Annotated in this window: 21 protein-coding genes and 2 pseudogenes; 2 read left to right on the forward strand and 21 right to left on the reverse strand. The window is 57.1% G+C overall.

What is annotated here, in order from left to right; all coding sequences use genetic code 11:
- Positions 1 to 92: 92 nt before the first annotated feature.
- The 5 genes from CXY83_RS06330 to CXY83_RS06350 all read right to left on the reverse strand — a co-directional run bounded on the left by CXY83_RS06330 (position 93) and on the right by CXY83_RS06350 (position 5,670).
- Entirely contained in the window at positions 93 to 1,229 is a 1,137-nt protein-coding gene (locus CXY83_RS06330) for a glycosyltransferase family 1 protein (protein WP_104196524.1), read from the reverse strand.
- Positions 1,226 to 2,107, reverse strand: coding sequence for an FkbM family methyltransferase (locus tag CXY83_RS06335; RefSeq protein WP_158251851.1), 882 nt, complete (start codon positions 2,105 to 2,107; stop codon positions 1,226 to 1,228). Before CXY83_RS06335 ends, CXY83_RS06330 begins: the two co-directional genes overlap by 4 nt.
- 226 nt (positions 2,108 to 2,333) lie before the next feature.
- Complete coding sequence (gene rfbB, locus CXY83_RS06340) at positions 2,334 to 3,320, reverse strand: dTDP-glucose 4,6-dehydratase (protein ID WP_104196526.1); 987 nt, start codon at positions 3,318 to 3,320, stop codon at positions 2,334 to 2,336.
- Positions 3,321 to 3,397: 77 nt separating this feature from the next.
- Positions 3,398 to 4,798 (reverse strand): hypothetical protein, encoded by a 1,401-nt coding sequence (locus tag CXY83_RS06345; protein WP_146069874.1) that lies wholly within the window; start codon positions 4,796 to 4,798, stop codon positions 3,398 to 3,400.
- 38 nt (positions 4,799 to 4,836) lie between these two features.
- Positions 4,837 to 5,670, reverse strand: coding sequence for a glycosyltransferase family 2 protein (locus CXY83_RS06350; protein WP_233200642.1), 834 nt, complete (start codon positions 5,668 to 5,670; stop codon positions 4,837 to 4,839).
- 142 nt (positions 5,671 to 5,812) lie between these two features.
- On the opposite strand from CXY83_RS06350, the gene CXY83_RS06355 reads away from it, so the two are divergent.
- Entirely contained in the window at positions 5,813 to 6,421 is a 609-nt protein-coding gene (locus CXY83_RS06355; RefSeq protein ID WP_104196529.1) for a dTDP-4-dehydrorhamnose 3,5-epimerase family protein, read from the forward strand.
- A 3-nt stretch (positions 6,422 to 6,424) separates the two neighbouring features.
- Positions 6,425 to 7,297 (forward strand): glucose-1-phosphate thymidylyltransferase RfbA, encoded by an 873-nt coding sequence (gene rfbA, locus CXY83_RS06360; protein WP_104196530.1) that lies wholly within the window; start codon positions 6,425 to 6,427, stop codon positions 7,295 to 7,297.
- A 6-nt stretch (positions 7,298 to 7,303) separates the two neighbouring features.
- On the opposite strand, the gene CXY83_RS06365 is transcribed toward rfbA, so the two are convergent.
- The 16 genes and pseudogenes from CXY83_RS06365 to CXY83_RS06425 form a co-directional block, all read right to left on the reverse strand.
- Positions 7,304 to 7,738 carry a GtrA family protein gene (locus CXY83_RS06365; protein WP_104196531.1) on the reverse strand — a complete coding sequence of 145 codons (435 nt, stop codon included), beginning with the start codon at positions 7,736 to 7,738 and terminating at the stop codon, positions 7,304 to 7,306.
- 15 nt (positions 7,739 to 7,753) lie between these two features.
- Positions 7,754 to 8,194, reverse strand: coding sequence for an FdtA/QdtA family cupin domain-containing protein (locus CXY83_RS18555; RefSeq protein ID WP_255408740.1), 441 nt, complete (start codon positions 8,192 to 8,194; stop codon positions 7,754 to 7,756).
- 33 nt (positions 8,195 to 8,227) lie between these two features.
- Positions 8,228 to 8,353 (reverse strand): annotated as a pseudogene (locus CXY83_RS18560) (isomerase); the annotation flags it as partial.
- 228 nt (positions 8,354 to 8,581) lie between these two features.
- Positions 8,582 to 8,677, reverse strand: a pseudogene (locus CXY83_RS18565) (hypothetical protein); the annotation flags it as partial.
- Between the two features lie 2 nt (positions 8,678 to 8,679).
- On the reverse strand, positions 8,680 to 9,672 hold the full coding sequence (locus tag CXY83_RS06375) for a glycosyltransferase family 2 protein (protein WP_104196533.1): 993 nt from the start codon (positions 9,670 to 9,672) through the stop codon (positions 8,680 to 8,682).
- The gene (locus CXY83_RS06380; RefSeq protein WP_104196534.1) at positions 9,669 to 10,745 is read right to left on the reverse strand and encodes a DegT/DnrJ/EryC1/StrS aminotransferase family protein; all 1,077 of its coding nucleotides are present in this window, start codon (positions 10,743 to 10,745) and stop codon (positions 9,669 to 9,671) included. The genes CXY83_RS06375 and CXY83_RS06380 overlap by 4 nt, the downstream gene beginning before the upstream one ends.
- A 174-nt stretch (positions 10,746 to 10,919) precedes the next feature.
- Positions 10,920 to 13,145 carry a hypothetical protein gene (locus CXY83_RS17365; protein WP_146069875.1) on the reverse strand — a complete coding sequence of 742 codons (2,226 nt, stop codon included), beginning with the start codon at positions 13,143 to 13,145 and terminating at the stop codon, positions 10,920 to 10,922.
- A 235-nt stretch (positions 13,146 to 13,380) separates the two neighbouring features.
- Entirely contained in the window at positions 13,381 to 15,555 is a 2,175-nt protein-coding gene (locus tag CXY83_RS06385) for a glycosyltransferase (protein ID WP_158251852.1), read from the reverse strand.
- Positions 15,552 to 16,709, reverse strand: a complete 1,158-nt coding sequence (locus CXY83_RS06390) for an FkbM family methyltransferase (protein ID WP_104196536.1) — start codon at positions 16,707 to 16,709, stop codon at positions 15,552 to 15,554. Before CXY83_RS06390 ends, CXY83_RS06385 begins: the two co-directional genes overlap by 4 nt.
- 4 nt (positions 16,710 to 16,713) lie before the next feature.
- Complete coding sequence (locus CXY83_RS06395; protein ID WP_199184906.1) at positions 16,714 to 17,649, reverse strand: GDP-L-fucose synthase; 936 nt, start codon at positions 17,647 to 17,649, stop codon at positions 16,714 to 16,716.
- Between the two features lie 209 nt (positions 17,650 to 17,858).
- Entirely contained in the window at positions 17,859 to 19,025 is a 1,167-nt protein-coding gene (locus CXY83_RS06400; RefSeq protein WP_233200644.1) for a glycosyltransferase family 1 protein, read from the reverse strand.
- A 4-nt stretch (positions 19,026 to 19,029) separates the two neighbouring features.
- On the reverse strand, positions 19,030 to 19,989 hold the full coding sequence (locus CXY83_RS06405) for a GDP-mannose 4,6-dehydratase (RefSeq protein ID WP_104196538.1): 960 nt from the start codon (positions 19,987 to 19,989) through the stop codon (positions 19,030 to 19,032).
- Between the two features lie 6 nt (positions 19,990 to 19,995).
- Positions 19,996 to 20,979: a GDP-mannose 4,6-dehydratase gene (locus CXY83_RS06410; protein WP_104196539.1), complete on the reverse strand. Its 984-nt coding sequence runs from the start codon at positions 20,977 to 20,979 to the stop codon at positions 19,996 to 19,998.
- A gap of 105 nt (positions 20,980 to 21,084) precedes the next feature.
- Entirely contained in the window at positions 21,085 to 22,542 is a 1,458-nt protein-coding gene (locus tag CXY83_RS06415; RefSeq protein ID WP_104196540.1) for a DUF4214 domain-containing protein, read from the reverse strand.
- A 124-nt stretch (positions 22,543 to 22,666) separates the two neighbouring features.
- Positions 22,667 to 24,172 carry a hypothetical protein gene (locus CXY83_RS06420; protein WP_104196541.1) on the reverse strand — a complete coding sequence of 502 codons (1,506 nt, stop codon included), beginning with the start codon at positions 24,170 to 24,172 and terminating at the stop codon, positions 22,667 to 22,669.
- Positions 24,159 to 25,373 (reverse strand): hypothetical protein, encoded by a 1,215-nt coding sequence (locus CXY83_RS06425; RefSeq protein WP_146069876.1) that lies wholly within the window; start codon positions 25,371 to 25,373, stop codon positions 24,159 to 24,161. Before CXY83_RS06425 ends, CXY83_RS06420 begins: the two co-directional genes overlap by 14 nt.
- Positions 25,374 to 25,381: the final 8 nt, after the last annotated feature.

Raw genomic sequence — 25,381 nt, forward strand, 5'->3', positions numbered from 1 at the left:
GGCGCGCCCGTGATTAGACGAAACCTTTGGGAGCCTACCTGATTTCTGCTGGCGTCCTACTGATGGTCATCGGTATGCGACGCAAATCGGTGCTACAAGTCCGCGTGCAACTGCCAGACTCGCTCGGCAGAGTCCCGCCAACTGTAGGCTTTCGCCCGGTCCAGACCCCTCAGCCGTAGAGCGGTATTCCAATCCGTGTCGCTGAGTACGCGCGCGATGGCTGCTACCAGTCGTTCGGGATACCCGGTGAGGTCGTTGAGTGCCACCACCATGCCGGCGCCTCCGGCAACCTCGACGAGCGCGGGGGCGTCGCTGTGCACCACGGGCGTGCCGAAACTCATCGCTTCGAGTAGCGGAAGTCCAAATCCTTCCGCCTGGCTCGGATACACGAACACGGTCGCACGGGACAAAATCAAGGCGAGATCGGAGTCGGTGACGAAGCCCAGTGCCCGCACACGCCCTTCTGCAAGCCCCGCCTCGTCGGCCACCGCGGCGACATCCAGGTCACCCCAGCCTTGCGGCCCGACGATCAGCAACGGCAGGTCGGGAGAGCCGCGCAGACCTAGCCCGCTAATCAAAGAGGTCAACCCTTTGCGCGGTTCCAGCGTGCCGACGGTCAAAATGAACTCGTCTGGTAAATCCAGTTCAGCGGCACGAGCATCCGCGTTCATCGGCAAGCGCAGTTCGCTGCTAACGGCCCCCCCGATCACACGGATTCGGTCACCGAAGTCTATGATCTCAGACAGCGCGCGCGCCACGGCGTGGGTCGGCACGATGATCGCGTCGGCGTGCTTTCTAGCCCGCTTGGCCATAGCTTTGTGCCACGTGACTCCATGTGGTGTCAGAGTCTCCGGGTGCGTCCACGGTACGACGTCGTGAATAGTCACCGCGACCTGATTCTGGTCGGTTGCTCGATTGTGCCGCCGCAGCGGTGCCAACAAGCTCGGCGCATGAACCATGCCGCCGCCGGACAGGGAAGTTAGCCCCAGCTGCCAGGCAGCCGCAAGCTCGCGGCGCGGCAGACTCGTCTTGTACAGGCTGGCCAGGCCGGGTAGTCGATCCAAGACGGATTCGTATTTCTCCGGCGTCGACGCACACACCACACCTTCAACGTCGCAGTCGTCGGGCGCAGTGGAGATCAACTGTCGAGTGAGCTCTTCGGTGTATCGACCGATGCCGCCCGGCACCGGTGAATTCATCTGTTCCACAATCACGCGCAGGGTTGTCATTTTTTCTCTGTTCCAGGGTGAATAATTGAGCGGATGAAACGCAAGGGCCGCGTTAACCGCCATGAAACCGTGCGCACTGTGCTGGCTAGTTCGGCCTCGAGACGGGTGTTTCGCGCAGTCTCACTTTGAATCGTCGATTTCAATCGACGCATCGTTTCGTTGAGCTCGATCTCACGCACCGTCACGAACTGATCGAAAAAGCATGCCCCATGGTCGAGTTTGGGTTGTAATTCCCCGCGCCTCTCGTTAGCCACGTAAAACCGCGAGATTCCGTCGAAGAGACAGTACGAGTATCCGGCGGCGAGCACCAGAGGTTCCCAGCTCTCGTGATTCCTCACTGTCGTGCGCGGTTCGGTGGCCTCGACAATCAGTACCCAGGGGCGAAAACGAGTGAAGTCGAGAGAGCGGAGCACTGCGCCCTCGGCACCCTCGGTGTCGATTGACATGAAGTGGATTTCGCCGGCGGCGTAGCGGGTAGCTGCGATCACGTCATCGAGACGTCGCGCCGCGACCTCGATGTCAATCACGTCAAACCCCGTCTCCGAATGGCGCTGACCAATGGAGTCGACGAGAGTAGAAAGGCCCGTTTCGTTAATCATGTGCAGGGTGCCAATCTTCTCAGCACTGTCGGTAACGACGGCTTCGACAACCACGTCGCGTGGGCGTTCGGCCCGAAATTTTGCGGCGAAGACGGGGCTGGGCTCGATTGCAATTCCGCTCCAACCACGATCGTAGAAGCTGCGGGTGACTGAATCCTCGGACGGATGGTTCGCCCCGACGTCGATATAGACACCATCGACAATGTGGCCTAGCGCGCGCCAGAGCACGACGTCCTCACGATTTTGGGCATAGCTCACGAATACCTCGGTACCGGTCACGGGTGCACCGCACCTGCGAATACGAGGCACCCTGCGAGGGCCAACTGAATGTCCCACCCCGGCGAACGGCGCGCTCCGGTAATCCGATACGTCATGTGGTCCTCCAGGGATTGAGTCTTCTGAATAGCAACACGTGAATTTACGCGTGACTACCAAAACGCGCGGAAATCATCACTGACGCAGCACTCCCACTGTATCTGTCTGACTGCGGCCAAATGGCTGTCGGTTAAGTCAGCGCCGCACGAGCTTTGAGCGGTTCCCACCACTGACGGTTATCGCGGTACCACTGCACCACGTCGGCGAGTCCCTGTTCAAAGGGCACCTCCGGGGCGTACCCGAGTTCGGCCTGAATCTTGGAGATGTCCACCGAGTAGCGCAGGTCGTGACCGAGGCGGTCGGCGACGCGGTCAACGTACGACCAGTCCTTACCGGTCGAGGTGAGCAGCAACTGGGTGAGCTCCTTGTTGGTGAGCTCGGTGCCGCCACCGATGTTGTAGATCTCGCCCGCGCGGCCGCCGACGAGCACCATCGCGATGGCGCGGGTGTGATCATCTACGTGCAGCCAGTCGCGAATGTTGTTGCCCTCGCCATAGAGGGGAACGTGCGCATCGTCGATCAGGTTGCTGACGAACAGCGGAATGACCTTTTCGGGAAAGTGGTACGGGCCATAGTTGTTCGAACAGCGCGTGATCGACACGTTGAGGCCGTGGGTGCGGTGGTAGCTGCGGGCAAGCAAGTCGCTGCCGGCCTTCGACGCGCTGTAGGGGGAGTTGGGCTCAAGCGCCCGCTCCTCGTTCCAGGAGCCTTCGGCGATGGAGCCATAGACCTCGTCGGTGGAGACGTGCACGAACCGGGCGAGCTTGTGGCGCAGCGCCGCGTCCAATAGCTGCTGGGTGCCCAGCACGTTGGTCTCGACGAAGATCGTCGAATCCATCACTGAGCGGTCAACGTGGCTTTCCGCGGCGAAGTGCACCACCGCGTCGAGCCCGGGAAACAGGGTGTCAAGCAGCTTGCCGTCGCGAATGTCGCCGTGCACAAACGAGTAGCGCGGCGAATCGGCGATCGGGGCGAGATTTTCGAGGTTGCCCGAGTAGGTCAGTGCGTCGAGCACCACGACTTCGGCGCCTTCCAAGCCCGGGTATTTGTCTTCGATCGTGCGCCGAACAAAGTTGGAGCCGATAAAACCGGCGCCGCCGGTGACGAGAATTCTCATAAAACCTAACCGTTTCATTCGGGAACGTGGCGCGCCGAGTCTAGTAGACGGCGGGCTGGGCACGGCAACGTGGTCGATCAAAGGGAAGCACATATCCCTTGGTCGACTGGACCGGCGGGTGCGGGGTGCTGGAGACCGGACACACCGAAGAACCAAACGACGACAGCAATAAGGGCCGTGGACGCTATCCAATATCGATGTTTTTGCCAAAAATTGCGTAACTTAGCGTTGCCTAAGGATGCGCAGCCGAGGACTCCAATCAGTACTAACGGCAATGCAAAACGACTCTCGGAAGCCGATGCGACGATGGTGAGAGTGCCGCCAATGACGACAACACCAGCCAGAGCAGCCGCTAGCCAACTCGAATGCCGCCATCGTTCGCCAAGACGCTTTCGAAAAACTGTAAAAAGAAGACTCGAAATACCACAGACAGTAATGAGTGTGATGGCCAGCGCGAAGAGTCCATCCACGCCGACGTTTGAAGTTGTATACGGAGTAGAAAGCGGCCAGTGAAGTGACGCTCCTACTTTTTGCAGCGCAAACACTACTGAGGTGGGTATGTGTGAGAGAAACGCGGATGCGAGCTCTCCGGCTGTCTGAGGAAGAGGCAGCGTCAATGCCTGTGCCATTCCGGGGGAGCAGTAGAACTGTTGGGGCGCATCCGCGCCGAAAAGAGTGTCATAACGCACTACATAGGACCCGTACTCCGCCTGAAGAGACACAAGAGAGGCAGAAAGTGGTGGCCAAAGGCTCCATTCGCCGATTCGAATTACATTCATTATGAGTTGTGGGACGAGCCCGACGAGTATGCCAAAGGCAAACCAGATACCTCTCCACTGACGCCAAATAAACGCCACGACTAAGAATCCTCCGACTACAACGAGGTAAGACGGCCGGATATTGACAGCAATTCCCGCAAAAACCCCCGCCAAGACCAAGACGGAGCTTCTGGTCGATTGGAGTAACACCAGAATGCCAAATATGGCGATCGCCGGGTACGCGTCTACCAGTGGGTAAGGCGCGAAACCGACAAGAACTATCCAAGCGAGGAGCGCCCCGAGGAGTCGAATTTGGGCTGTGACAGGTCGCCAAATGGCGACACAGCGGGGTAACAAGAAAGACGCGAATGCAGCAAAGAGCAGGGCATTCTGGAGCAGAACGAAGAAGCCATCAAAACCTGCGCCAAAGAGTCTGGCTAGGCCAGCCGCTGGCAAAAACATGAAGTTGCCGAGCACTCCGCGGAGGCCCCAGTAGTATTCTTCAACTCCCGGTCGTGGACCGAAGGCAGATTGCGCAGTCTCCCAATAGGCCCACGCGTCGTATCTGAATACACCAACGCCCATAACGAGCGTGGCCCCAATAAAGCTCAAGAATATTACCCATGAAAGTTGATGTTCATGCCCGGGACTCTTGAAGCCAACCGCGATCACGCGCGACGATGATTTTCTTGCAGTATTCAATTTTTTTCTTTCCCCCATACGCCAATTGTACGCAGACCGATTTGAGGTCAGCTGCCTCAGTGTCGCTGCTGAAAGCGTGAACGAACGGCGAGGCCCGCAGCAAGGACCTTTCTTAGTGGCCAGAGTAAGTGCCCGTGATACTTGCGGGCGAGGAACCGATTCGCGCTCTCGTGGTGGGCCTTTAACATGCGTGCCGATTCGGTTTGCGTGGAGTGCGCACCGGTATGAGTAACTGCAGCGCCAGGCTCATAGACACTGCGATAGCCGGCCTTGTGCATGCGGTAGCCGAGATCCACGTCTTCGAAATACATGAAGTAGGACTCATCGAAACCAGAGAGTTGTTCAAACACGGAGCCTCGGATGAGGAGGCACGCTCCCGACAGCCACCCAGCGTCTCGTTGGTGTGGGTCAGCGGCACTGACGTGAAGGTAGCGTCTCGTCCACGGGTTACTCTTCCAGACGTTGGCGAAGAGCGCATGGCCGATCCCCGTGCGAATGGACGGTAGCGATCGCGCGGATGCGTAGGTCGTGCCGTCCGCATTGAGAATGCGTGGGCCGACCGCCCCGATCTGTGAGTCAGACTCTCCACAGCCGCGTAACCAATCAATCGAGCCGGGTTCAAGTACCAGATCAGGGTTGCAGACCAGAATCCAGTCGGCGGCATCTCTAAGGCTGGCAACCCCCAGATTAATGCCGTGCCCGTAGCCACGGTTCACGTCCGTCACGTAGCTGGCACCAAAGTCGGCGGCTATATTCCTCGCTGAGCTTCCCTCCGGTTTGTTATCTACGACGACGATGGTGAGGGGATGCCGCGAGGCGGCAGCAACGCTGGCCAGAAACGGTTGGAGAACATCGTCAGATCCGTGACTGACCGTGACAACCGCGATCACCCTTGCACGGCTTCCGGGAGGTTTCGCAGAATGATACCGCCGGTGCAACCGGGGACGAGAAGATGCATGCGTGCCAGTACCGTTCAGTTCGCGGGTGAGTCTCGTCGATTCTACCGGGGAGCCCTTGTGTAGACTGCGCAGCGTGCAGATTCGTGAGCTCTCCATCCCCGATGCCTACGAAATGACCCCAAAACAACATGCGGATGATCGCGGGGTATTTCTTGAGTGGTACCGATTCGACCAGCTCGAGCAGGCGGTTGGGCATGCACTCGACCTGCGCCAGGCCAATTTGTCTGTGTCTCGTCGGGGAGTCGTGCGCGGTATCCATTTTGCCAGCGTTCCACGCGGACAGGCGAAGTACGTTACGGCGGTGCACGGCGCGGTTCTCGATTACACCATTGACCTTCGGATAGGTTCGCCAACCTATGGTGAGTGGGATTCGGTTTTGCTCGACGATGTCGACCGGCGCAGCGTGTACCTGTCTGAAGGATTGGGCCACGCTTTTGTCGCGCTGACCGCCGATGCCGTCGTGACGTATCTTGTTTCGGACACCTTCAACCCGGAACGGGAGCACGGAATTAGTCCGCTCGACCTCGACATCAATCTGGTTTTTCCCGCGGACTTGGAATCGCGTTCGCTGTCGCCAAAGGACATCGAGGCGCCGTCACTTCAGGAGGCCGCGGCCGCGGCCCTTCTCCCGTCTTGGGATGAATGCCGCTCGTTTTACGACTCACTCAGAACAAAGGACTGATTCATGCGCGGCATCATTCTCGCAGGCGGCTCCGGTACACGTCTATGGCCGATCACCAAGGGCATTTCCAAGCAGCTAATGCCCATCTACGACAAGCCGATGGTCTACTACCCGTTGTCAACGCTCATGATGGCCGGAATACGCGAAGTGTTACTGATCACAACGCCCGAATACAACCAGCAATTTCGCGCCCTCTTTGGCGACGGTTCCGACTTCGGCATGCGTATCGAATATGCCGTGCAGCCTTCACCCGACGGTCTCGCCCAAGCCTTCACAATCGGTGAAGAGTTCATCGGCGACGAAAGCGTCGCCCTCGTTCTGGGCGACAATATCTTTCATGGTGCGGGTCTCGGTACGGCTCTTCAGGGAAACGCGGACGTAGACGGTGCCGTAATCTTTGCGTATCACGTCGCCGCTCCGAGTGCTTATGGCGTCGTCGAGTTCGACAGCGAGATGCGTGCTGTATCCATTGAAGAGAAACCGGCTGTCCCCAAGAGCAACTACGCGGTGCCCGGCCTGTACTTTTATGACAACGACGTTGTAGAGATTGCGAAGTCGATCGAGCCGAGCGCACGGGGTGAGCTGGAGATCTCGACAGTTAATCAGGCTTATCTGGATCGAGGAAAGCTGCACGTGCAGGTACTCGACCGTGGCACTGCCTGGCTAGACACGGGCACATTCGAGTCGATGATGCAGGCGAGCGAATACGTTCGCGTGATTGAAGATCGCCAGGGTTTCAAAATCGGTTGCATCGAGGAGATCGCCTGGCGCGCCGGCTGGATTGATAATGGCCAGCTGGCGGCGTTGGCTGAACCGCTGCGCAAGAGTGGTTATGGCCGGTATCTCGGTGAACTACTCGCCACACGCTCGGAATAATCTCTTTCAGGATTCAGCTTCGGGTTCGCGGCGGAACGAAAAGTCGCGGTGGCCGAAAAAGCTCATGAAAGTCGTCGCAATGAGCACTATCGCCTGCGCGACGAGCGAATTCAATCCTGAGACTTCGATGAGCAATGGCAGCGTCACCAGGTTCACCCCAATTACGACCAAATAAACGCTGACAAATTTCACGAAGTCTGACCAGACTCGCCCGGTGACTTGGAAAACGAACCGACGGTACAGTACAAACGCCAGAACGATGGCGATAGCGTATGCGCTCACCAGGCTAAGAAGATAGCCGAATGGCACGGCCGCGTAAACAAATAAGTCGAAAACCGCAAACAGAGCGTAGCCGACCACGGTGTTTGTACCGCCAACAGCCAGAAATCGCAAACGTTGGTCGCGGGCAAGTTTAGCCAGCCGGTTCCAAAATCGGTGCATGAAAGAAATGTCCTTCTACGCGTTGACGGCGGCCCGAAATTCGGCATACGTGCGGATATAGTCGGCTTCGTCGTAGGGCAGGGATGCAAAGACGCCGAGCACGGCATCTGGCGAATACGCATACTGTGTGCCCCAGGTCATCGCTGGCATGTACAGGCCAATGTCAGGAGAGTCGATCAGGAACTCTTCCCGGTTGGCGCCATCGTCAACGATTGCGCGCACACTTCCCTTGAGACAGGTAAGAAATTGCTCGCACGTGCGATGTGCGTGCTCGCCACGCACGTCCCTTGACGGTACGTCGTAGACGATGAAAAACCGTTGCGGTACAAACGGGAGATCGGCGCCGAGCTCGGCTACGACCAAACTTCCGCGCATGTCCGTCGCCTTGCGCAGTTGGACGAGAGACTTACTAACCGGAACGTGCCCGGATGTGAGCGGGGCGGACTCCGTGGACACCAGACGGTGCCCCTCGCTGTCGGCGTATCCGGTGATGCGGGCAGGGTTGCCGACGACGATGGCAAACGGTGGCACATCGCGGGTGACCACTGCTCCGGCACCGATCATGGCGTCTCGGCCGATGCGGATTCCGGGGAGGATAACGGCTCCTCCGCCGATGGAGGCTCCCTTTTCGACGATCGTGCGGGGAAAGCTCTCGGGATACTTTTTGCTTCGGGGGAACCCGTCATTGGTGAAGGTCGCGTTCGGGCCCACAAAGACGTCGTCCTGCAGCTCAATACCATCCCAGAGCTGAACCCCAGATTTGATAGTCACCCGGTCGCCCACGATCACATCATTCTCGATGAAAACGTGATCACAGATATTGACGTTTCGGCCGATAACGGCGCCCGCAAGCACATGCGCGAAAGCCCAGATCGTTGTGTCTGAACCGACGGTTATGGATTCACAGATTCCTTGGGCGTGTACGAATGGGGTTGCCATGGCTATGGTTTCTTCTCCTCGGTGTGGTTGGGCATTCGCTCACTTAGGGCGTTGTCGCTTGAGGCCCAGCGGGTCATCACTATGGAACCGGGTCGTCTTTTGGTGTTTTCGAACGCGCGCCAAACATATGAGCCGACAATTCCTAACGCGACTAAGAGCGTAAATGTGGAGAACAAGATCACCAACATAAGCGGCGTATATCCGGGTTCACGAATACCCCCCAGAAGGAAAGATGCAAGAACGGCAAATGCCGACAGGACTGTAATCACGGCTCCAGTCGAACCGATGCTTATCAGGAGGCGCAACGGGAGATCGGTGAATGAGAAAATGCTGTCCAGCAGATACTTGCGCTTCTTCGAGAACGACCAACCGCTTTCGCCGTGCTCGCGTTGCAGGCGGTGATAGGGCACCTCGACACGCCGAAAACCAACCCAGTAGAGCAGCCCAACCAAGCTGCTGTGCGATTCGTCCAATCGAAGGACTTCCTCGACTACGGCACGATTGCAAGCGAAAATATCGACGCCACCCTCGGGCATATCCGGAAATACCCATTTTCTATACAGCCGCCAGAAGGCCGATGACGAGAACCCGCTCAAACGAGGGTCGTGACGACTTTCTCGTCGTCCGACGGTGACATCTGCGGAACCGGATGCGAGGACGCGAAAGAATTCTATTGCTAGTTCCGGTGGCTCCTGCATGTCGGCTGCCATTACGGCGATGAAGTCGCCCCGCGCGTGTGCCATTCCGGTGCGAATGGCCGCGAAGGAGCCAAAATTGCGCGAGTGTTGCAAGAGTTGAGTCGCGAATGTCGCGTTGGGGAGTTGCGCGGTCAGAACGTCATAAGAATCGTCCGGAGATCCATCGACGACGAAGACAACTTCGAGTTCTCTGTCGAGTTGAAAGGAAATCCCTTCCAACCTTTCCAATAAGTCAGTGATGCTCCCGGCATTTCCATAGACAGGAACCACGATCGAGTAGGTAATCGTGTTATTCATTCGAGGGTTCGAATAGCATCGCATACCAGGTCAACTTCTTCGTCCGTCAGCTCTGGAAAACAGGGTAGTGATAATACTTCGAGTGACGCTCTCTCGGTGTGGGGCAAAGATTGCGGTAGGGCGCCAAAACCGACTTGTTGATGGTCTGGCACTGGGAAATGTACGTCGGTAACGACGCCCTTTTTTAGGAGCTGTTCGCGCACGTCAGTACGCCGCGGCGATAGGGCAACAGCAAGATGGGCGGCGTGATGGGGCCCGTCCGCTGCGAGAACTTGCAATGGAGATTTCGTCGCAGCAGCGCCATATCTCTGCACGATTGTTCGACGCCGTTCATTGAAAGCATCGAGCAGTGGCAACCGAACCAAGAGGAAGGCCGCCTGTAATTCATCGAGCCGCGAATTTGTGCCTCCGGGGACCGCAACACGATATTTGGACACCCACCCGTATTGGCGTAGTTGAGACGCTCTGTGCGCGAAGTCAGCGTTGTTCGTTGCGATGGCCCCACCGTCACCGATTGCCCCGAGATTTTTTGTCGGGTAAAAACTTGTAGCAGAAATGTCGCCAAATGAACCGGCAGCTCCGTCATCCCGGCGGGCTCCAATCGCTTGTGCGCAGTCCTCGACCACGCGAATTCCCCGTTCATGGCACAGTGCAACGATCGCTGAAATGTCTGTGAGATTGCCGTACAGATGAGTGACCACGACCACCCCGATGTCATCGGTGAGTGCGTCAGAAACAGTCTGTCGGCTCAGGCAGAGTGAGTTGGGGTCAATGTCGGCATACCGCACCTGAAATCCCCCACGTCGTGCAGCGGTCGACGTATAGCCCCCCGCGTTGCCGGCGGTCATTACGGATGTCTTCCCTGCAGGCATTACGGCCTTGATTGCAATCTCCAGCGCGTCGGTCCCGGAGGCTACCCCTAGCACATGATCGACGCCCAAATACTTGGCCAGAGCCGACTCGAATGCATTATGGTGCGGACCCATAATTACGTACCCGGAGTCGAGTACCGCCGCTACCGCTGAATCCAACGAGGTGCGGTCGCGCGCGATGCCGCGCGAAAGGTCGTTCATGGGAACTGAAGTTGCTATCCCTGGGTGGCTCAAAGTACATTCCTAACATTACTGACTGTATAAGCAGTCTATGGGGCTGCTCCGCGTGGCAGATTCTACGATCATCTATGTGCAAATACGGAAAATGCGTCGATTCGAGGTGGATGACTAGTAATAGCCACGTCTCGCTTACTTTCAGTCGCGGTTTGGGACTCGATCGGTACGCCCGCGCCGGCTGGATAGCACTCCGGCACCAATGCTGCTCAAAGCCACGACCCCAACTCCGCCCCAAAAGAGAATCCAACTGGTTCTCTGCCCCGGTAGCGTGTAGTCCAACTCCAGCTGCCAATGTCCCGTGGGAAGATCTACGGCTATTTCACCTGACGGTCCACGTTCCGAATGCACTGGCATGCACTCTCCTCGGCTGCCTGTGGGCGGACAGACTTGCGCCGACCAACCCACATAATGAGCGTCATTCAAAATGACCCGTATATTTGCGGCGGATTCAACTTCGTAAACGAAGGATCCGTCCGAGTATGCCAGCGGAATCGATCGCAGATTAGGGCCACAGAGTCCATCGGCAACGCATGCGGCGGTAGTTGCGACGCTAGGCAGTTGACTATTTACAGATTCCACAACTATTCCAGGGGCGGTCCAAAATTTTCTCGATGCAACGCCGAGCTCGTCAGGCAAATATGAAGACACTTTAATCATCTCGTACGTTTGGGTGCCGCGGAGATTGACATATCCAAAAAAGGAGTCATCCCCTGTATAAAAAGCGGAGCCGTAGTGCCGCGCGATCGACTCCAAATCGCTCGGCGGCTCGGGGGGGGCGATGCGTGCGGGACGCCCTGGCGAAGTCGTGACTGGGATTCTCTCCTGGATCAGCGAATCTACGGATTCTCCGAGGTTGGCTTCTTCGACAGCAGATCGCGAAACGGTCCATGCGTTCGAGATGGAGTATACGTAATGCGTCCCTGAGATCAGTGACAAGAAGACGAGAGCACCAGCGGCTGTATTCAGGGAAATCATTTTCATCCGACGGGTACTGAATATGACAATCGCAGCGGACGCGACGAGAATTTCAGCTTGGATTAACCAATTCGACGGATTCAGTGGGGAATACCTCAGACCCAAACAAAATACCCCCAGAACCAGCAGAAAAATCATCCCTGTTTGCCATGGAAAACTTTTAAATATTCGAGGCGGCCGTTTGGTGGTGCGGGATAAGGCTGTGAACATGGGGCTTGTTCGTGAATCGCGACTCTGAAGAATCTCATCGAGAGCCATGACCGCCAACATGCAAATCGCAAACAGAATAAAGACTTTGAAGTCGGAGGCACGAAACCTGCTCAGTGACATGCCTGGGAGTAACTGAACTAAATCATGCCATGGCCAGAATGGAAGCCCAATCAGTACTGACGCTAGGAGCACGGAAATGAGTGCTTTCGCTAAGAGACTCCTCCATGGCACAAATACGAGGAGCACAAACAGCGGGACCGGAAGGAAGTAGAGGCCGAAGGTGTCCAGTCCGTCGGCGATGTTCTGGGGTGGAAAAAAGAAAGTGCTTAAAGTGTGAAAGTTGAAATTTGAGGTGTCGAGAAGAACTGCAGGATAGTAGCCACGTGCATTGAGCGCGGGAAGGAATCGCAACATTGTCATGGCAACCGCAGCACTACCCACCAGAAAGATTGGGAGTAAATACGTTCTGAATCGTGGCCGGTACAAAAATTGGTTTAAGGCGACCCAAGTGACAGAGGCGTAGACACCCGCAATTAGCATGCCCGGATAGATGCCCAAGGCAGCTTGCCACAGAATCAGGGCTGCAATCGGATAAGCCCACCAAGAGCGCCACGGCCATCGTGGCGATATGACCAGAAATATCCACGGCACCCAAGAATACGCGCGCATGATGTCGAGCTGGGCTGCATTTGAATAATTGCCGATAACGAAGAACCAGCCGACTAGCCCGAGTAACGCGGCGAAGTGACGAAGACCGAATGCGCGCGCAAACATATAAGCGCCCAAGGCGCCAAATGCAACGTGGAGGGCAGAGAGACAGGCCGAAGCAGTTAGGTTAAACGGTGTAATGCTCGCTACAAGTCCAACGGGGAGGTAGAAGGAACTGTTTTGGAGATTCGAGACCGCGGGGTATCCACCCCACATATAGGGCATCCACTGGGCTGGGGAAAAAAATGTGCCATCGTGCCACCATGCAAAAGCCTCTTCGCTGTACCCTACAAAGTCGAATTGTGGCGTATTTGCCCCGCTGAAGTAGTCGCCGAAGACAACTAGTTCAAGGAGAATTAGAACGACTGCGACTGTCAACACTTGCTGTAGCCCTACGCGGCGGTAAAAACGACGACGAGGCTGTGACAAAACCCTAAGCGGCTTCTTGACAGTTATAACTTCAGTTGTCATTGTTAACTGTTCATCGTTTCTTGGTTGTCAATTTGCAACTCACGATCGTGCATAAGGGCGGATGCACGATGGTGGTCTGGAACACGGAAGACTCCGCGCCCGCCAAATGTAGCTCACCGACCGACCGCGGACGTCATGAGCTGTTGAAAAATGGCATCAGGCCACCTGTTATGACCTTACGACACCTAAAACTATCGGAGCATCAAGGTATTAGATGGATAGCTAGCTTCCGTTGCTATACCTTGGGATCGCAGTAGACCATTTCGACATTCTTCCCCATGTAGGAAACGGCCGTGGCTACATTGCTAACTGCGTGGATGAGGACATCGCTTTGTGCCATTACTTCAGCATCACGCCAGACTTCCCATGCCAGTCGAGATGACCAATTACTGGTGTCAGCCGCCATAACGTGTTGCAATTGAAAACCGGATTGATTTCGTTCTTCTTTGGAAAGTGTGTCGAAGGCAATATCGGACTCGACACTTACGCGTGCAACGTCGTCGAAGCGAATGACCTTGTCACCAAACTCTTCATTGAAGAGCTTGACCACTCGATCTTGATCGGTTGCTACGAACACCCGCCAGTCGTCCGAACTCTCGACGATCCCTCGTTTCGTCAAGGCCTGGCGAACTTCATCAATATATTGATAGCGTTCCGCCATCGAACCACCCGGTTGTTCAACAGAATGACTCGGGTGCTTGACGTGCGCTGCGACGACGAAACGGCCACCCATCGTGGTATTGACGAAATTATCTCGCTCGGACTGCAGGGGAGGGATCAGCCGAACATGTTCCTGTAAGACTCGGCTGTATTGGCTTCGGAACTGTCTGAACCATGGCGCCCGATAAAGTTCAAACGCGTTTGTATAAGTAAGGAGAGGCTCGCGAGCTTCATTGTGCCGCAATTCAGGTAAAACTGAGTTTGCGTAAATGAAGTCTGCGTCGTTCATTTCATCAGGGGTCAGGTCGTAAAGAGGTTCGAAGAGTTCGAGCCACATATTTCCGTCTTCGGGGCGACTATAGCAATAGCTTTCCGGGTGGCCGTCTCGTTCTATGAGACGCCCCGCGTCCCAGTCTGGGATAACCATTGAAACGTTCGAGTCACGAAGGCCCCAAACGAGGTGGCTCAGAAAGGCGTTGAAGAGAGAGAAGAAGCCACCATCGTGGGCCTGGACGACAACCTTCCTGGCACCGATTCTTTGTCCGTGACGCCCGCCAGCCGGCCGAACAAGTGAGTCTATTTGGTCAGGGAAATGGACAAAAGTTGACCATGGTGCATCGGGACGAACGGCGCGAGCATCCCGATCGATGAGTGACTGGTACGGCGCAGCCAGTGCGGAGAGCGAAAACTGAGAGGCCAACTCCTTGCGCTGAGCGGCTGTCGCCTTAGCATCAGGGGAGAGGGTGAAAATTCGCGCCTCGGACATCGATTGCGCAAAGTCAGATGACGAGAAGTCTGATTGTCGTCCAAAGACCCGGTTGTCAATTTCCGGATATCGTGCAGGAACCCGGCTTGTGGGTTCGACGAAGAATACGCCTGGCACGCCACCAAGATCGCGATGTGCGGGAATTCCAGACAGTACGAGTGGTTTCCCCAGGGCGAGAGCTTCTCGGGGTCCGATCGAGTACCCCTCTCCGCTGGACGTGGACACGTAGATATCCATGGACGAGAGCAGGTCATTCTTCTCAGCGTCGGATAGGTTGCCGTACGTCAAGGTGATGCGAGCCCCGGGGGCCTTCGCCGTGAGCGCCTGTACACGCTCGAAGGTGGAGCCCGAGGCGAGGTTGGAATGGATAACGAGCTCTACGTCATCTCTATCGCCAAATGCTTCGATGTATGACTCGACGAGGAGGTCCAGACGCTTGCGTTCATGGAAAGCAGCAACACTACCAAACCGAACGCGCCTTGGATGCGCGGCGATGTACTTCTCTGCGAGTAGTCCTTCAATGTCTAATCCAACGGGAAGAGTTCCGACCGGAATGCGGACACCGGACCTTACGGCAATTTCTTCTAAGTATCTGCTGGTAAACAGTGCAAGATCAAAGCGCTCATTTAGAATAACCACCCATTCTGGAGGAAATTCATCGGAGTCGTATGCCATGTGGGCTATTTTGAAACCATCGTGAGGCAGTGCCGTATAGTTCAGGTCATCTGCGCCATTCCAGAGCACATCACAGAAGAAATAGACGGCATGGTTGGTTGCCTCACGCGTGATGGGGACAACTCGACCGCCGGGTAAGTGAATCGTATCTGTCGAGATCGCACCTCTGTTGCGTGCAGGGTAAAACCCAACGGGTACGACCCGTGAAAATAGTTCCAGTGCCGCGTTTGAGACGGTGCCGATACCGGTGTGAAAGTCGGAGCGGCCCATGACACAGATGCCTTTGGCGGCTAAGTCTGATTGTGTCATCGATTGAGCATCTTTCGGAGATAGGACGCTGGATGACGCGCTGCACGCAATGGCAGAGCGATCCGCCATGAAGCGCTGGTCTGAAGTGAGTGCACTCGAATGACAGCTTCGTCACGTTGGCGCACGATCTCGTCGAAATCTAAAGATCGGCGCTCTGCTTCTGCCGCGTGAGTCACTTCTTGCTGTCGCACAGCTGCTCGAAGCTGTGAGCGTTCCATAGCGAGCCAAGCGATGTGTCTTTCTCGCTCAAATGACTGCTGGTTCATGGCGTCGAGTTCATCGGATGTTGCACGTAGTTCGACCTGAATATCCCGAAGGCGAGAGGATGCGTCCAAGGCCTCGTTCTCGAAGGAAATTCTGTCTGAAATCAGCACAGTCGCCCTTTCAAGAATCTCATGTGTTCCTGCCGTACTGTCTAAGCCGAGAAGATGCACGATTTTAGAGACGGCTAGGTTGGCACGGTCCTCGGTTGCAACGGTGAAATCATCCCGAACGTTTACTGGAAGTGCGAAGAAACTGATTAATCGGGTGGCATGCTCAGCGGCCACATAGAAGCGATTCAAACCATCGAAATACGCAAACGTGTAGTGCGCATCACGCAGGATGCTGTCCCAGTCGGGAGTCTCTCCGGTTGAGGAGCCAAATGTGACGGACTCGACCAGAACGATCCAGGGGCGTACGAGGGTGAAATCCGCGCCGCGCAGAACTTCCGCCTCGGCACCTTCCACGTCAATTTTCAGAAAGTGCACTGGGCCCGATACGTGCTCGGCGCAGATGGAGGCTAGCGTTCGAACAGGTACCTCTAACTCGTTAAGGACTCGGCCGGTGTCCGCATACTGTGCGGCGATCACGGCGACCGTCGTAGATAACTCGGGATAGGCATCGACGATATGAAAAGTAGTTTGACCTTCTGCGCTGCCGACAGCCACTTGTAAGTTAACGTCGCGAGATCGTTCTTGCACGAGGCGGTCGAAGGAAGCCGGGAGCGGGTCGATGTTGATCCCCGTCCAGCCACGATCGTAGAAGGCCTTCGTGACCGAGTCGAGCTCGGGATCTGCGGCACCGACATCAATGTAGGTGCCAGCTTTTTCGTCGCCAAAGACCCGGTTCAGCAAGACGTCTTCAAAGTTTTGAGCATACGACTTGAACGTCATGTAGTTACCTCCGTGCCAGCACTGTGTTGTTCGAGTACCACGCGTAAGTTTCACGGAGAGCGTCTTCGAACGTCGTTGTCGATTCCCATCCGAGATCCGTGATTCTGGTCACGTCGTAGGCGCGTGCAGACTGACCATCGGGCTTGTTACGGTCCCACTGGACTTCTCCGGTGTAGCCGCTGATGTCACTGATCAACGCGGCCGTGTCCCGTATGGAGTGATGGCGACCGCTGGCCAGGTTGTAAACACCTGTGCCTTTTTCCAAAAGAAGTTGAAGAGCAATTGCCGCGTCCTTGCTATACAGAAAGTCGCGTGTTGGCGTGCCCGAACCCCAAACGGTTACTGGATCGCCGGACTCGACCCCGCGATGAAACTTTGACAGGAGAGACGGCAAGACATGCCCTTGCAATTCATCGAAACGATCCCGTGGACCAAATAGATTTGTTGATAATGCGAAAGCATAATCGAGTCCATACTGGTCTTTGTAAGCCTCAAGTTGTGCCAACATCGCCCGTTTGGCGTGGGCGTAACCAGCCTCGGAAGCGTGCGGTGCGCCGTTCCAGACGTCCGCCTCGTTCATGGGCAATTCGACCGAGTCTGAATACATCGCTACTGAACCCATGGCGACGATTTTTGATACGCCTGCGACGCGTGATGCCTCGACGACGTTGGAATTGATTCGCGCGTTGTCATAAAACATCGCGCCCTGCTGGTGCAGATTGCCCATGAGTCCGTGCACGCGCGCAGCGAGATGAATTACAAACTTGGGTTTCACGTACTGAACCAAGCGAAATGTAGCGCTCTCATCGGTAAGGTCAGCATCAACTGAAGAAACAGCGACAACGTCGTAGCCCTGAGCTGACAATAAGTCCTGTACGGCAACGCCGATTACGCCGGACGCACCCGTTATGAGAACCCGCCGGTCTTTGTCTATGTTCAATTTGTCCCCTCGGCATATTTGAACCCACCGCAGTTTGAGCATCCGACGCCCCGACCGGTTGTAGCGTTTTCTGATTACGCCACACTCGTAGATCTGACTGAAATAGCCCTAGCTAGTCTAGAGGGACTCAATGAAATTGCTGAATCGCAACGCACGATTTGACGGTGTCGCTTCGAGACTCGCAAACGTGGCCGGGAAATAGGGTGCGGCTAGATCGCGCGCGCACGGCGATAAGCCAGCGTATGTGTACGTGCGCAGCTAGACCACGTGAAAGAGTGTGCCCGTATCTCGCCTCGCATGGAAAGGTCGGCCTGTCGGTCCGGGGCCGACAGTAGCGCAAGCAATTCTGTGGCAATCGAGACTTCAGTTGTTTCACTATAAGCAACTGCATCTCCCCCAACTTCGGGGAGCGCCAGGCAGCGCGTTGTAAGCACGGGAGTTCCGCAGGCCATTGCCTCGAGCACAGGAAGACCGAAGCCTTCTCCCAGGCTCGGGTAGACCATGACGGCCGCCCCTCCGAGTATTGCGCTCAGTTGGTTGGCGGGCACGTAGCCGAGCGTTTTGACCCGTGCTACAGCGGGCAAGGCCGCAATTTCAGCCTCGATGGTCGAGTCCCAACCCCGCGCGCCCACCAGGACCAGCGGGGGGATCAGAAGACCGCTGCCGGCCATGGACGTGGCGACGAGCCCATACGCTCGAATGAGCGCTGGCAGGTTCTTGCGTGGTTCGAGTGTGCCCAGAAATGTGATCCAACCCGGTTCACCCAGGTCATATTCTTTCGAGACCTGCTGAATCTGTTGCGGTGTCGGCCGATGAAAGACGTCGAAGTCAACTCCGTGGTGGGCTACAACAAAAGTAACGTGGCGGCGGGTGTAACGGTTGACCTCGTCAGCCGTTGCTTGACTCGGCACAATTATTTGTCGGGCCAGGCGCACGGAGATGCGCGTCCACAGGCGGAAGAATGCACCTTTGAGCCAAGTATGTACGTGCGGATCACTGAAGAACGTCGCATCGTGCAGGGTGACGACGCGGGCGCGTGTGGTGAATAGCGGGAGTGTGTAGTGCGGGGAGTGAATGACCGTGGCTCCGCGTCGCCGCGCAAGGGCTGGTAGCTGTAGTTGTTCCCAGATCAGGCGCCGAACCGGGGACTCAATGCCTATCGCCTGTGGCAGTACGGCGGCGTGGGGAGCAATGCTGCGAAAGTGCGCGGCATCGCGCAACTGGCAGGCAATTTCAATACGCCCTCCCAGCTCGGCCAGGAGCCCGTCAACGTATCGGCCCACTCCGCCACGATTGGCGGGCACGGCCGTAGCGTCGAATAAAACGAGCGGACCGCGATTCAGGGTAGCCGGACGGTCGGGAATATGGCGAGCCACTTGATTACGCGAGCAGCTCGAGGTCGTGGGTCACCATGGCGTGAACGGTTTCGTCAAAGCTCAACGTAGGTGACCATCCAAGTGTCTCGCGAATCTTTGAGTTGTCACCCAGCATGATTGGGGCGTCGACGGGCCGGGCAAACCGTGGGTCGAGTTCCACGAGCGACTTCCAGTCCGAGATTCCGGCCGCAGCAAACGCAGCGGCTACGAAGTCGCGAACACTGTGTTCGACTCCGGTTGCCACGATGAAGGTATCTGCGGCGTCGGCCTCGGCGATGAGCAGGAGCGCATCGACATAGTCGGGCGCCCAGCCCCAGTCACGCCGCGCGTCAAGGTTCCCAAGCAGCAACGAGGTTGAATCGCCGTTCACGATGCGGGCTACTCCTCGGGTTATCTTGCGAGTCACGAAGGTCTCGGGGCGCCTTGGAGACTCATGGTTGTAGAGGATGGCCGATGAAGCGAACAAGCCACGGCCCCGATAGACACCGACTAGATGATGCGCGTAGGCCTTGGCCGCGCCGTAGGGGGAGATTGGCGCGATCGGTGTGGTCTCGGTCTGAGGACGTTGCTCGGCAGCGCCGAATATCTCCGAACTGGATGCCTGTACAAAACGGACCGGGCGCCCCAGGCGTTCCTGAAGATCCCATGCTCCAGCGAGCAGGCCGGACACAGCGAGTCCCGTGACGCGGGCGGTGAGTTCGGGCTGGCTCCACGACTGCGCCACACTGCTGATTCCGGCGAGGTTCACGATTAGGTCGGGTTCGACGACGTCGATTACCGACCGCATGGACGCGATGTCGACAAGATCCCCGGCGTGAACGGTCACGCCGGGGGTAATCTCCTGCTCGTCGGCATGTTTTCCGTCGCGAACGATCGCGTGAACGTCCCACCCGTCGCCGATGAGGCGTTCGGCGAGATACGAGCCATCCTGTCCGGTGACTCCGGTGACGACGACGGATGCCATGTGCGCTTAAGCCAGGTTGAGCTTCTGTTCAGCGAGGTCATTGTCGACCATCATCTGAACTAGTTCTGTGAAGCCCACCTTCGGATCCCAGCCGAGGGTAGTGCGCGCCTTGGTGGAATCGCCGATCAGTAGGTCGACCTCGGCAGGGCGCATGAAACGAGGGTCCTGCTTGACATACGGTGCCCAGTCGTCAATGCCCACCCTGCGGAAAGCCAGATCGAGAAACTCGCGGATTTCATGGGTTTCGTTCGTCGAGATGACGTAATCATCGGGAGTCTCCTGCTGCATCATGCGCCACATGGCGTCGACGTAGTCGCCGGCAAAACCCCAGTCGCGGCGGGCGTCGATGTTTCCGAGCGTGATGTGCTCCTGCAGCCCCAGCGAGATGCGTGCCACAGCCATACTGATCTTGCGTGTCACGAACTCCGGGCCACGACGGGGGGATTCGTGGTTGAACAGGATGCCGGACGAAGCGTGCATGCCGTAGGACTCGCGGTAGTTGATCGTCATGTAGTGGCCGTAGACCTTGGCAACACCATAGGGAGAGCGTGGCCAGAGAAGAGTGTCTTCCTTCTGCGGGACGGCCTGAACCTTACCGAACATCTCCGAGCTTGAGGCCTGGTAGAAGCGCACCTTATGTGGCTCGTCGTGCGAGTAAAGACGCACGGCTTCAAGGGCGTTCAGTACGCCCAAGCCCGTCACCTCGCTCGTCATGTGAGCGTTTTCCCATGAGTAAGCGACAAAGGAAATAGCGCCGAGATTGTAGAATTCGTCGGGCTGCGCGGTTTCAAGCGCCCGCAGAATGCTTGACAAATCGGTCAGATCGCCCGTGAGAATCTTCACGCCCGGAACGGTCTGTTCCACGAGTTCGCGCTTGGGGTTGTTCTGGCCGCGCATGAACCCGTAAACGTCGTACCCCTTGGAGAGGAGCAGTTCAGCGAGATACAGTCCGTCTTGACCGGTGATGCCGGTTATGAGAGCGCGGGGCATAGATTTCCTTTGGATCAGATCCCTAGTTCAGGGGATGAAGACGGCAGAGACACATGATGCTCGGCGCAATGCCGACCGAATCAGCTTAGTAGACGCTTCGAAGCGCTACTGCGGGTAGCGGTTTCGAGCGTTCTGCAAGTACTCGGCGCTGCTCAGCACGGCCGATCGAACGGCTTGGTTACCTTGGGCGATGACAAGAGGCGTCCAGCTGCGAATGCCGGCATCATCTGTTCCGCGCTTGAGGAATTGGTTGTAGACCAGGGCGATCCGTCGAGCCGCAGATTCTGTTGAATTCCAGATGCCATTTACGCTGCGTGCTGTGCCGAACTGCGCGGCCTGATCGGCCCAGTACGAGAGTTCTTGTGGCCCCGCCGAGCGACCGAGCATGTCTTGGTACATCACGTTTGTGAAACCGGACGGTGTGGAGCCAGCATTTTCGTAGTACTCGAGACTTTTCATGAAGGTCATCTGAACTTCATCGACGTTTGCGGTGCCAATTTTGATTCGGTTCAACCAGTCATTGAGACCGGCTTGGTCGAACTCGCGATGGAGGACGTTCGTGTAGGCCAGCTTAATCTGGGTGACGAGGTATTCGTCGCTGTAGAGAATGGAATTTGCGACCTGGGTGACGGGCCATCCCCGACCGATCAGGTAGCCGCGCCAAGTCTCGAGTCCTGCAGCGTCGGGGCTGCGCCCAAGAACATCGTTGTAGACGGAATGCACGAGAGAGAGGGCGTCTTTGTTGTTCAATCCGGAGATGGGGGAACCGAACCAGTCGGTATACATACGCCAGAAGTTTCGGTTGCCATAGGACGAGCACGCATCTCCGGAACCATAGAGATTGTTCAGAGCCGCAGCATTCGGTACATAAGGCGTGTAGTTGTAGAGAGCGGCGGTCGCCGCATTAGCGAGATAGACCGCTTGTGTTCCACAAGCAGAGTTGGGGTGGTGGAGAACGTTCTTATTTTGGAAGGCCTGAAATCCGTAATCGCCGGCATTCTTTACGTAGCGCTGAAATGCTCTGGCCCCGTGGTACATCTGAAAGAAAAACCCGGAAACCGCAGGATCGCAGGCTGATGTATCGGGACAGCCGTTTCCGGTAGCAGCGCTGTAGCTTCGAGAGCTGGGAGCGGTTGCCGATACGAGGCCCTGTTCCTTCTCCAAGAGGACGATGAGCACTTTCGCGCTAATTCCGCAGCTGACTGCGGTTTTCGCGATGATCGAGGCCGCCGATTCCCAGGACGAGCCGATGTATCCATTGCAGTAACGTGCGCCGCTCGGAGCAAAGTTGAAAGGATTGTCGGCGGTGATGGTTTGTGTCGCCTGACCGTAGTCCTTCAGACAGGTATAGCCAGCTTTGCAGGGATTGCTATGGTCATTGAGGAATTGCTGTACCTGAGCCGGGTTCATCGACGCACTGTCGAAAAAGACCGAATCGCTCATGAGGTAACCAGGATTAAAATCTGATGCCGTTGCGGCCGAAGCGGGAACGGTGCCGAGCCCCATCATTAGGACTATCAAGGTCGCCAGAGCGACCACACTGGCAGAAAATCGACGGTTCATAATGTTATCTGTTCCTAAGCAGTTTCAAATTGGCAAAGCTCGGCGCCGGGTCAACTTATATTCCCAACAAGCCTAACTTAGAACGTCGCCAGAGTAACGAAATGAATCTGTGCACCCTAAGTGTTCATTTGGCCGGAACCGCGATTGCCAGCCCGCAGAATTCGTCGTCAAAACTTGTCTCGAAGTTACGTTCGATATTGGTTGTCACGGAATCTTCGTAGTACTCAGGCCAGGGCTTTTCTAGCCACAACTGCAAGGCCGCACACCGTTCCGCTTCGGAGGAAGTTTCATTGGTCGAGACCGCTGCGAGTTGAGCATTGGACGAATATGCCGACCGCATGAGGTCGCCCAGGGTCCAGTTGACTGCTTGCTGCACCACGACGAAGGCGCACAGCAACGGCAGGGCGATCATGCTGGTCTTCAACAGCGCAGTGCGGGGGAGAATTAGGACCACAATGGCGAGGAATACAGCGGCGCACACTACTCCAACCGCATAAAAAAGGTACACGAGCCCCGGAGACGTTATTTCCGAGATGTACTTGGGTGTAACCGCGTGGGCCGCGACGCTGAGTGCCCACAGGGTGAACAGTGCCCCGGCCGGCACCCAGAGACGCCGAGTCGGATCGAGTCGGATGGGAGCGGACTTCCACCAGATGATTGCCAGGCCGATTACGCCCAGGCAGAGCAGGCCGGCGACGACCACGGCCGGTCGGCTGAGCGCGAGAGGGTTAATCCGATACATGGAGTAGGACCACGCGCCACCCGGCAGGGTGCTGACCATCGAGAAGACCCAGGTGCGCAGGGCGTCGGGGCCGAGCGCCACGGAGGTTCCCGTATAACCGCTGGAGGCGGCCGGAGCGGCTAAAAGACGCCCGCCGACGAACACAACGGCCGGAAGCGCCACGCCGACTATGAGAAGAAGCAGGCTTTTCCTCACGCTCGACCGGGTGCGATCGGCCCGAGGCAGTATCGCGCCCACGTACACCACAGCCGTCGCGGCAACGGCAGCGACCAGCATTTCGTAGTAGAGCACCGCAAAGACGCTGACCACGGCGACAGCCACGGGGCCGCCCCAACGAGAAGTGCCTGGGCTGAGGGCGCGCAGGGCCAGGGCCAGCAACAAGAACGCGACGGCAGCAGAGCCGAATCCGGCCATGCTGTAGGTGGTCACGGGGTCGTTTGACCACGGATGAATCTGCAGCGTGAGGCCGGTGATCGTGGCGACGAGGGCAAAGATCGGCCCGAGCGGAAGCGCGCTGGTGTTCCGCACGAACTTTGCGGCGCACACCACGACATAGCTGGCTGCGAGCGTGGTGAGCCAGATCAGTCCCAACGAGGAGGCAACGTGAAAGAACTGGGGCGTGATCTGAAAGACCACGCTGAATTCGTAGGCCGCGAAGTGGTAGACCGCTCCTAGCAGCTGCCCCACCGGGTTGAAATGTCCAGCCTGCATGCCAGCGGTCCAGCCGTATGCGATGGAACCGGCCAGGTCTCCGCCGCTCCGAACGAAAGCTTCCTGGAGCGCCTGAAAGTCGTCGCCGACAATAGGAACCCGGGTAGCCGCCAGAAAGCTCAAAGCGAGCATGACTGAGCCGAAGACGGGCCAGACGAGTTTTTTAAGCAGGAGCATCTGAAGCCTCGATGACGTTTTTGCTGGTGAACAGGTGGCGAAGGTAGAAGAGAGCCAGGGTGAGAGCGCCAATCACTCCGATTGCAGCAATCATGGCCTCGACATTTGGTAGGAGGATGCCCGCTGCGATCCATTGGGCTCCGGCGGCCGAGAGCAACACGACTAGTGCCGACTTTGAGCCGGTCGCCGTCAGGCGAATCAACAGGCCCTGGGCCATCGCCCACGGTAGGTAAGCAAGAGTGAGCCACGGAAGAAAACCAACGGCCATCGAGTAACCCGCACCGAAGAGGATGTGCACAATTAGTCCACCGAGCACGGTTACCCCAACCATCATGGCGAGGCCGCCTCCCAGCACGGTGAGGAGAACGACGTTGATACCGAATCGAACCGTTTTGTGGTCACCTTGACGGGCCACGAAACGCGGCAGGAGGTACAAAGAAAGCGTGGTGGGAATGAGGAGCATCATCTTGGTCAAGACTGCGGCGGCCGCGAAGGCCCCCGAGACAAGCTCCGTGGTACCGCCCCGCACGAGAATGACATCGATATTGGTGATCCAGGCGAAAGATATGGTCAGCAACAGCAAGACAACACTGTTCGTATTGAACGGAATCTCGGCGGAATGCACCGACAAGCGGCTGGCCTGCCACATAGCGCCGACGGTCACAGCGCAGATCGCTACGAGAACAGCGACGAGCACGGTGACAGCACCCAGACCGGTCGCTATGGCTACAGCTGCGAAAGCAAGTCGAAGAATTTGGGAAACGGTTGACCAGGCCGCCACGGATCGGGCGTCACCGACACCCTGCAAAATGCCTTGGGCTCGAGAAAACAAGAATCCCGGGATGATCGTGAGCGACGCAAGATAGAGCGCGGTAGTGCTCGTGCCGAGCACGTCGGCCAGCGCCGGAGCGGCGACGGCGACCACGATTGTTCCTGCGAGGCCGAGCACCAGCGCCTCAAAGGTTGAACTGTCCAGACCGAAGCGCCGGCGTGGATTTTCGTTGGGCGGCAGGTGCAGGTCTCGGGCGGTCACCACGGCAACTGAGTTCTGCAGGGCGGATGCCCCGATGGACGCGATGTTGACGATGGCCAAGAATGCCGCCAACAACCCAAACGCACCAGGTCCGAGTCCCCGGCCGGTCACGACGTGGAACCCACCGGTCGCCGCGATCCCGCCGATACTCAAGATGCCAACTGTCATGAGCGGCG

The organism is Cryobacterium sp. M15, assembly GCF_002929675.1.
Taxonomy (GTDB): domain Bacteria; phylum Actinomycetota; class Actinomycetes; order Actinomycetales; family Microbacteriaceae; genus Cryobacterium; species Cryobacterium lyxosi.

What these genes read in the sequence shown, in the direction of transcription:
- CXY83_RS06380 (WP_104196534.1), bottom strand. Translation starts at nt 10,745, where the DNA reads ATGAACGACCTTTCGCGCGGCATCGCGCGCGACCGCACCTCGTTGGAT.
- CXY83_RS06330 (WP_104196524.1), bottom strand. Translation starts at nt 1,229, where the DNA reads ATGACAACCCTGCGCGTGATTGTGGAACAGATGAATTCACCGGTGCCG.
- CXY83_RS17365 (WP_146069875.1), bottom strand. Translation starts at nt 13,145, where the DNA reads ATGACAACTGAAGTTATAACTGTCAAGAAGCCGCTTAGGGTTTTGTCA.
- CXY83_RS06420 (WP_104196541.1), bottom strand. Translation starts at nt 24,172, where the DNA reads ATGCTCCTGCTTAAAAAACTCGTCTGGCCCGTCTTCGGCTCAGTCATG.
- CXY83_RS06375 (WP_104196533.1), bottom strand. Translation starts at nt 9,672, where the DNA reads ATGAATAACACGATTACCTACTCGATCGTGGTTCCTGTCTATGGAAAT.
- CXY83_RS06410 (WP_104196539.1), bottom strand. Translation starts at nt 20,979, where the DNA reads ATGCCCCGCGCTCTCATAACCGGCATCACCGGTCAAGACGGACTGTAT.
- CXY83_RS06385 (WP_158251852.1), bottom strand. Translation starts at nt 15,555, where the DNA reads ATGACACAATCAGACTTAGCCGCCAAAGGCATCTGTGTCATGGGCCGC.
- rfbB (WP_104196526.1), bottom strand. Translation starts at nt 3,320, where the DNA reads ATGAGAATTCTCGTCACCGGCGGCGCCGGTTTTATCGGCTCCAACTTT.
- CXY83_RS06405 (WP_104196538.1), bottom strand. Translation starts at nt 19,989, where the DNA reads ATGGCATCCGTCGTCGTCACCGGAGTCACCGGACAGGATGGCTCGTAT.
- CXY83_RS06425 (WP_146069876.1), bottom strand. Translation starts at nt 25,373, where the DNA reads ATGACAGTTGGCATCTTGAGTATCGGCGGGATCGCGGCGACCGGTGGG.
- CXY83_RS06390 (WP_104196536.1), bottom strand. Translation starts at nt 16,709, where the DNA reads ATGACGTTCAAGTCGTATGCTCAAAACTTTGAAGACGTCTTGCTGAAC.
- CXY83_RS06415 (WP_104196540.1), bottom strand. Translation starts at nt 22,542, where the DNA reads ATGAACCGTCGATTTTCTGCCAGTGTGGTCGCTCTGGCGACCTTGATA.
- CXY83_RS06365 (WP_104196531.1), bottom strand. Translation starts at nt 7,738, where the DNA reads ATGCACCGATTTTGGAACCGGCTGGCTAAACTTGCCCGCGACCAACGT.
- CXY83_RS06345 (WP_146069874.1), bottom strand. Translation starts at nt 4,798, where the DNA reads ATGGGGGAAAGAAAAAAATTGAATACTGCAAGAAAATCATCGTCGCGC.
- rfbA (WP_104196530.1), top strand. Translation starts at nt 6,425, where the DNA reads ATGCGCGGCATCATTCTCGCAGGCGGCTCCGGTACACGTCTATGGCCG.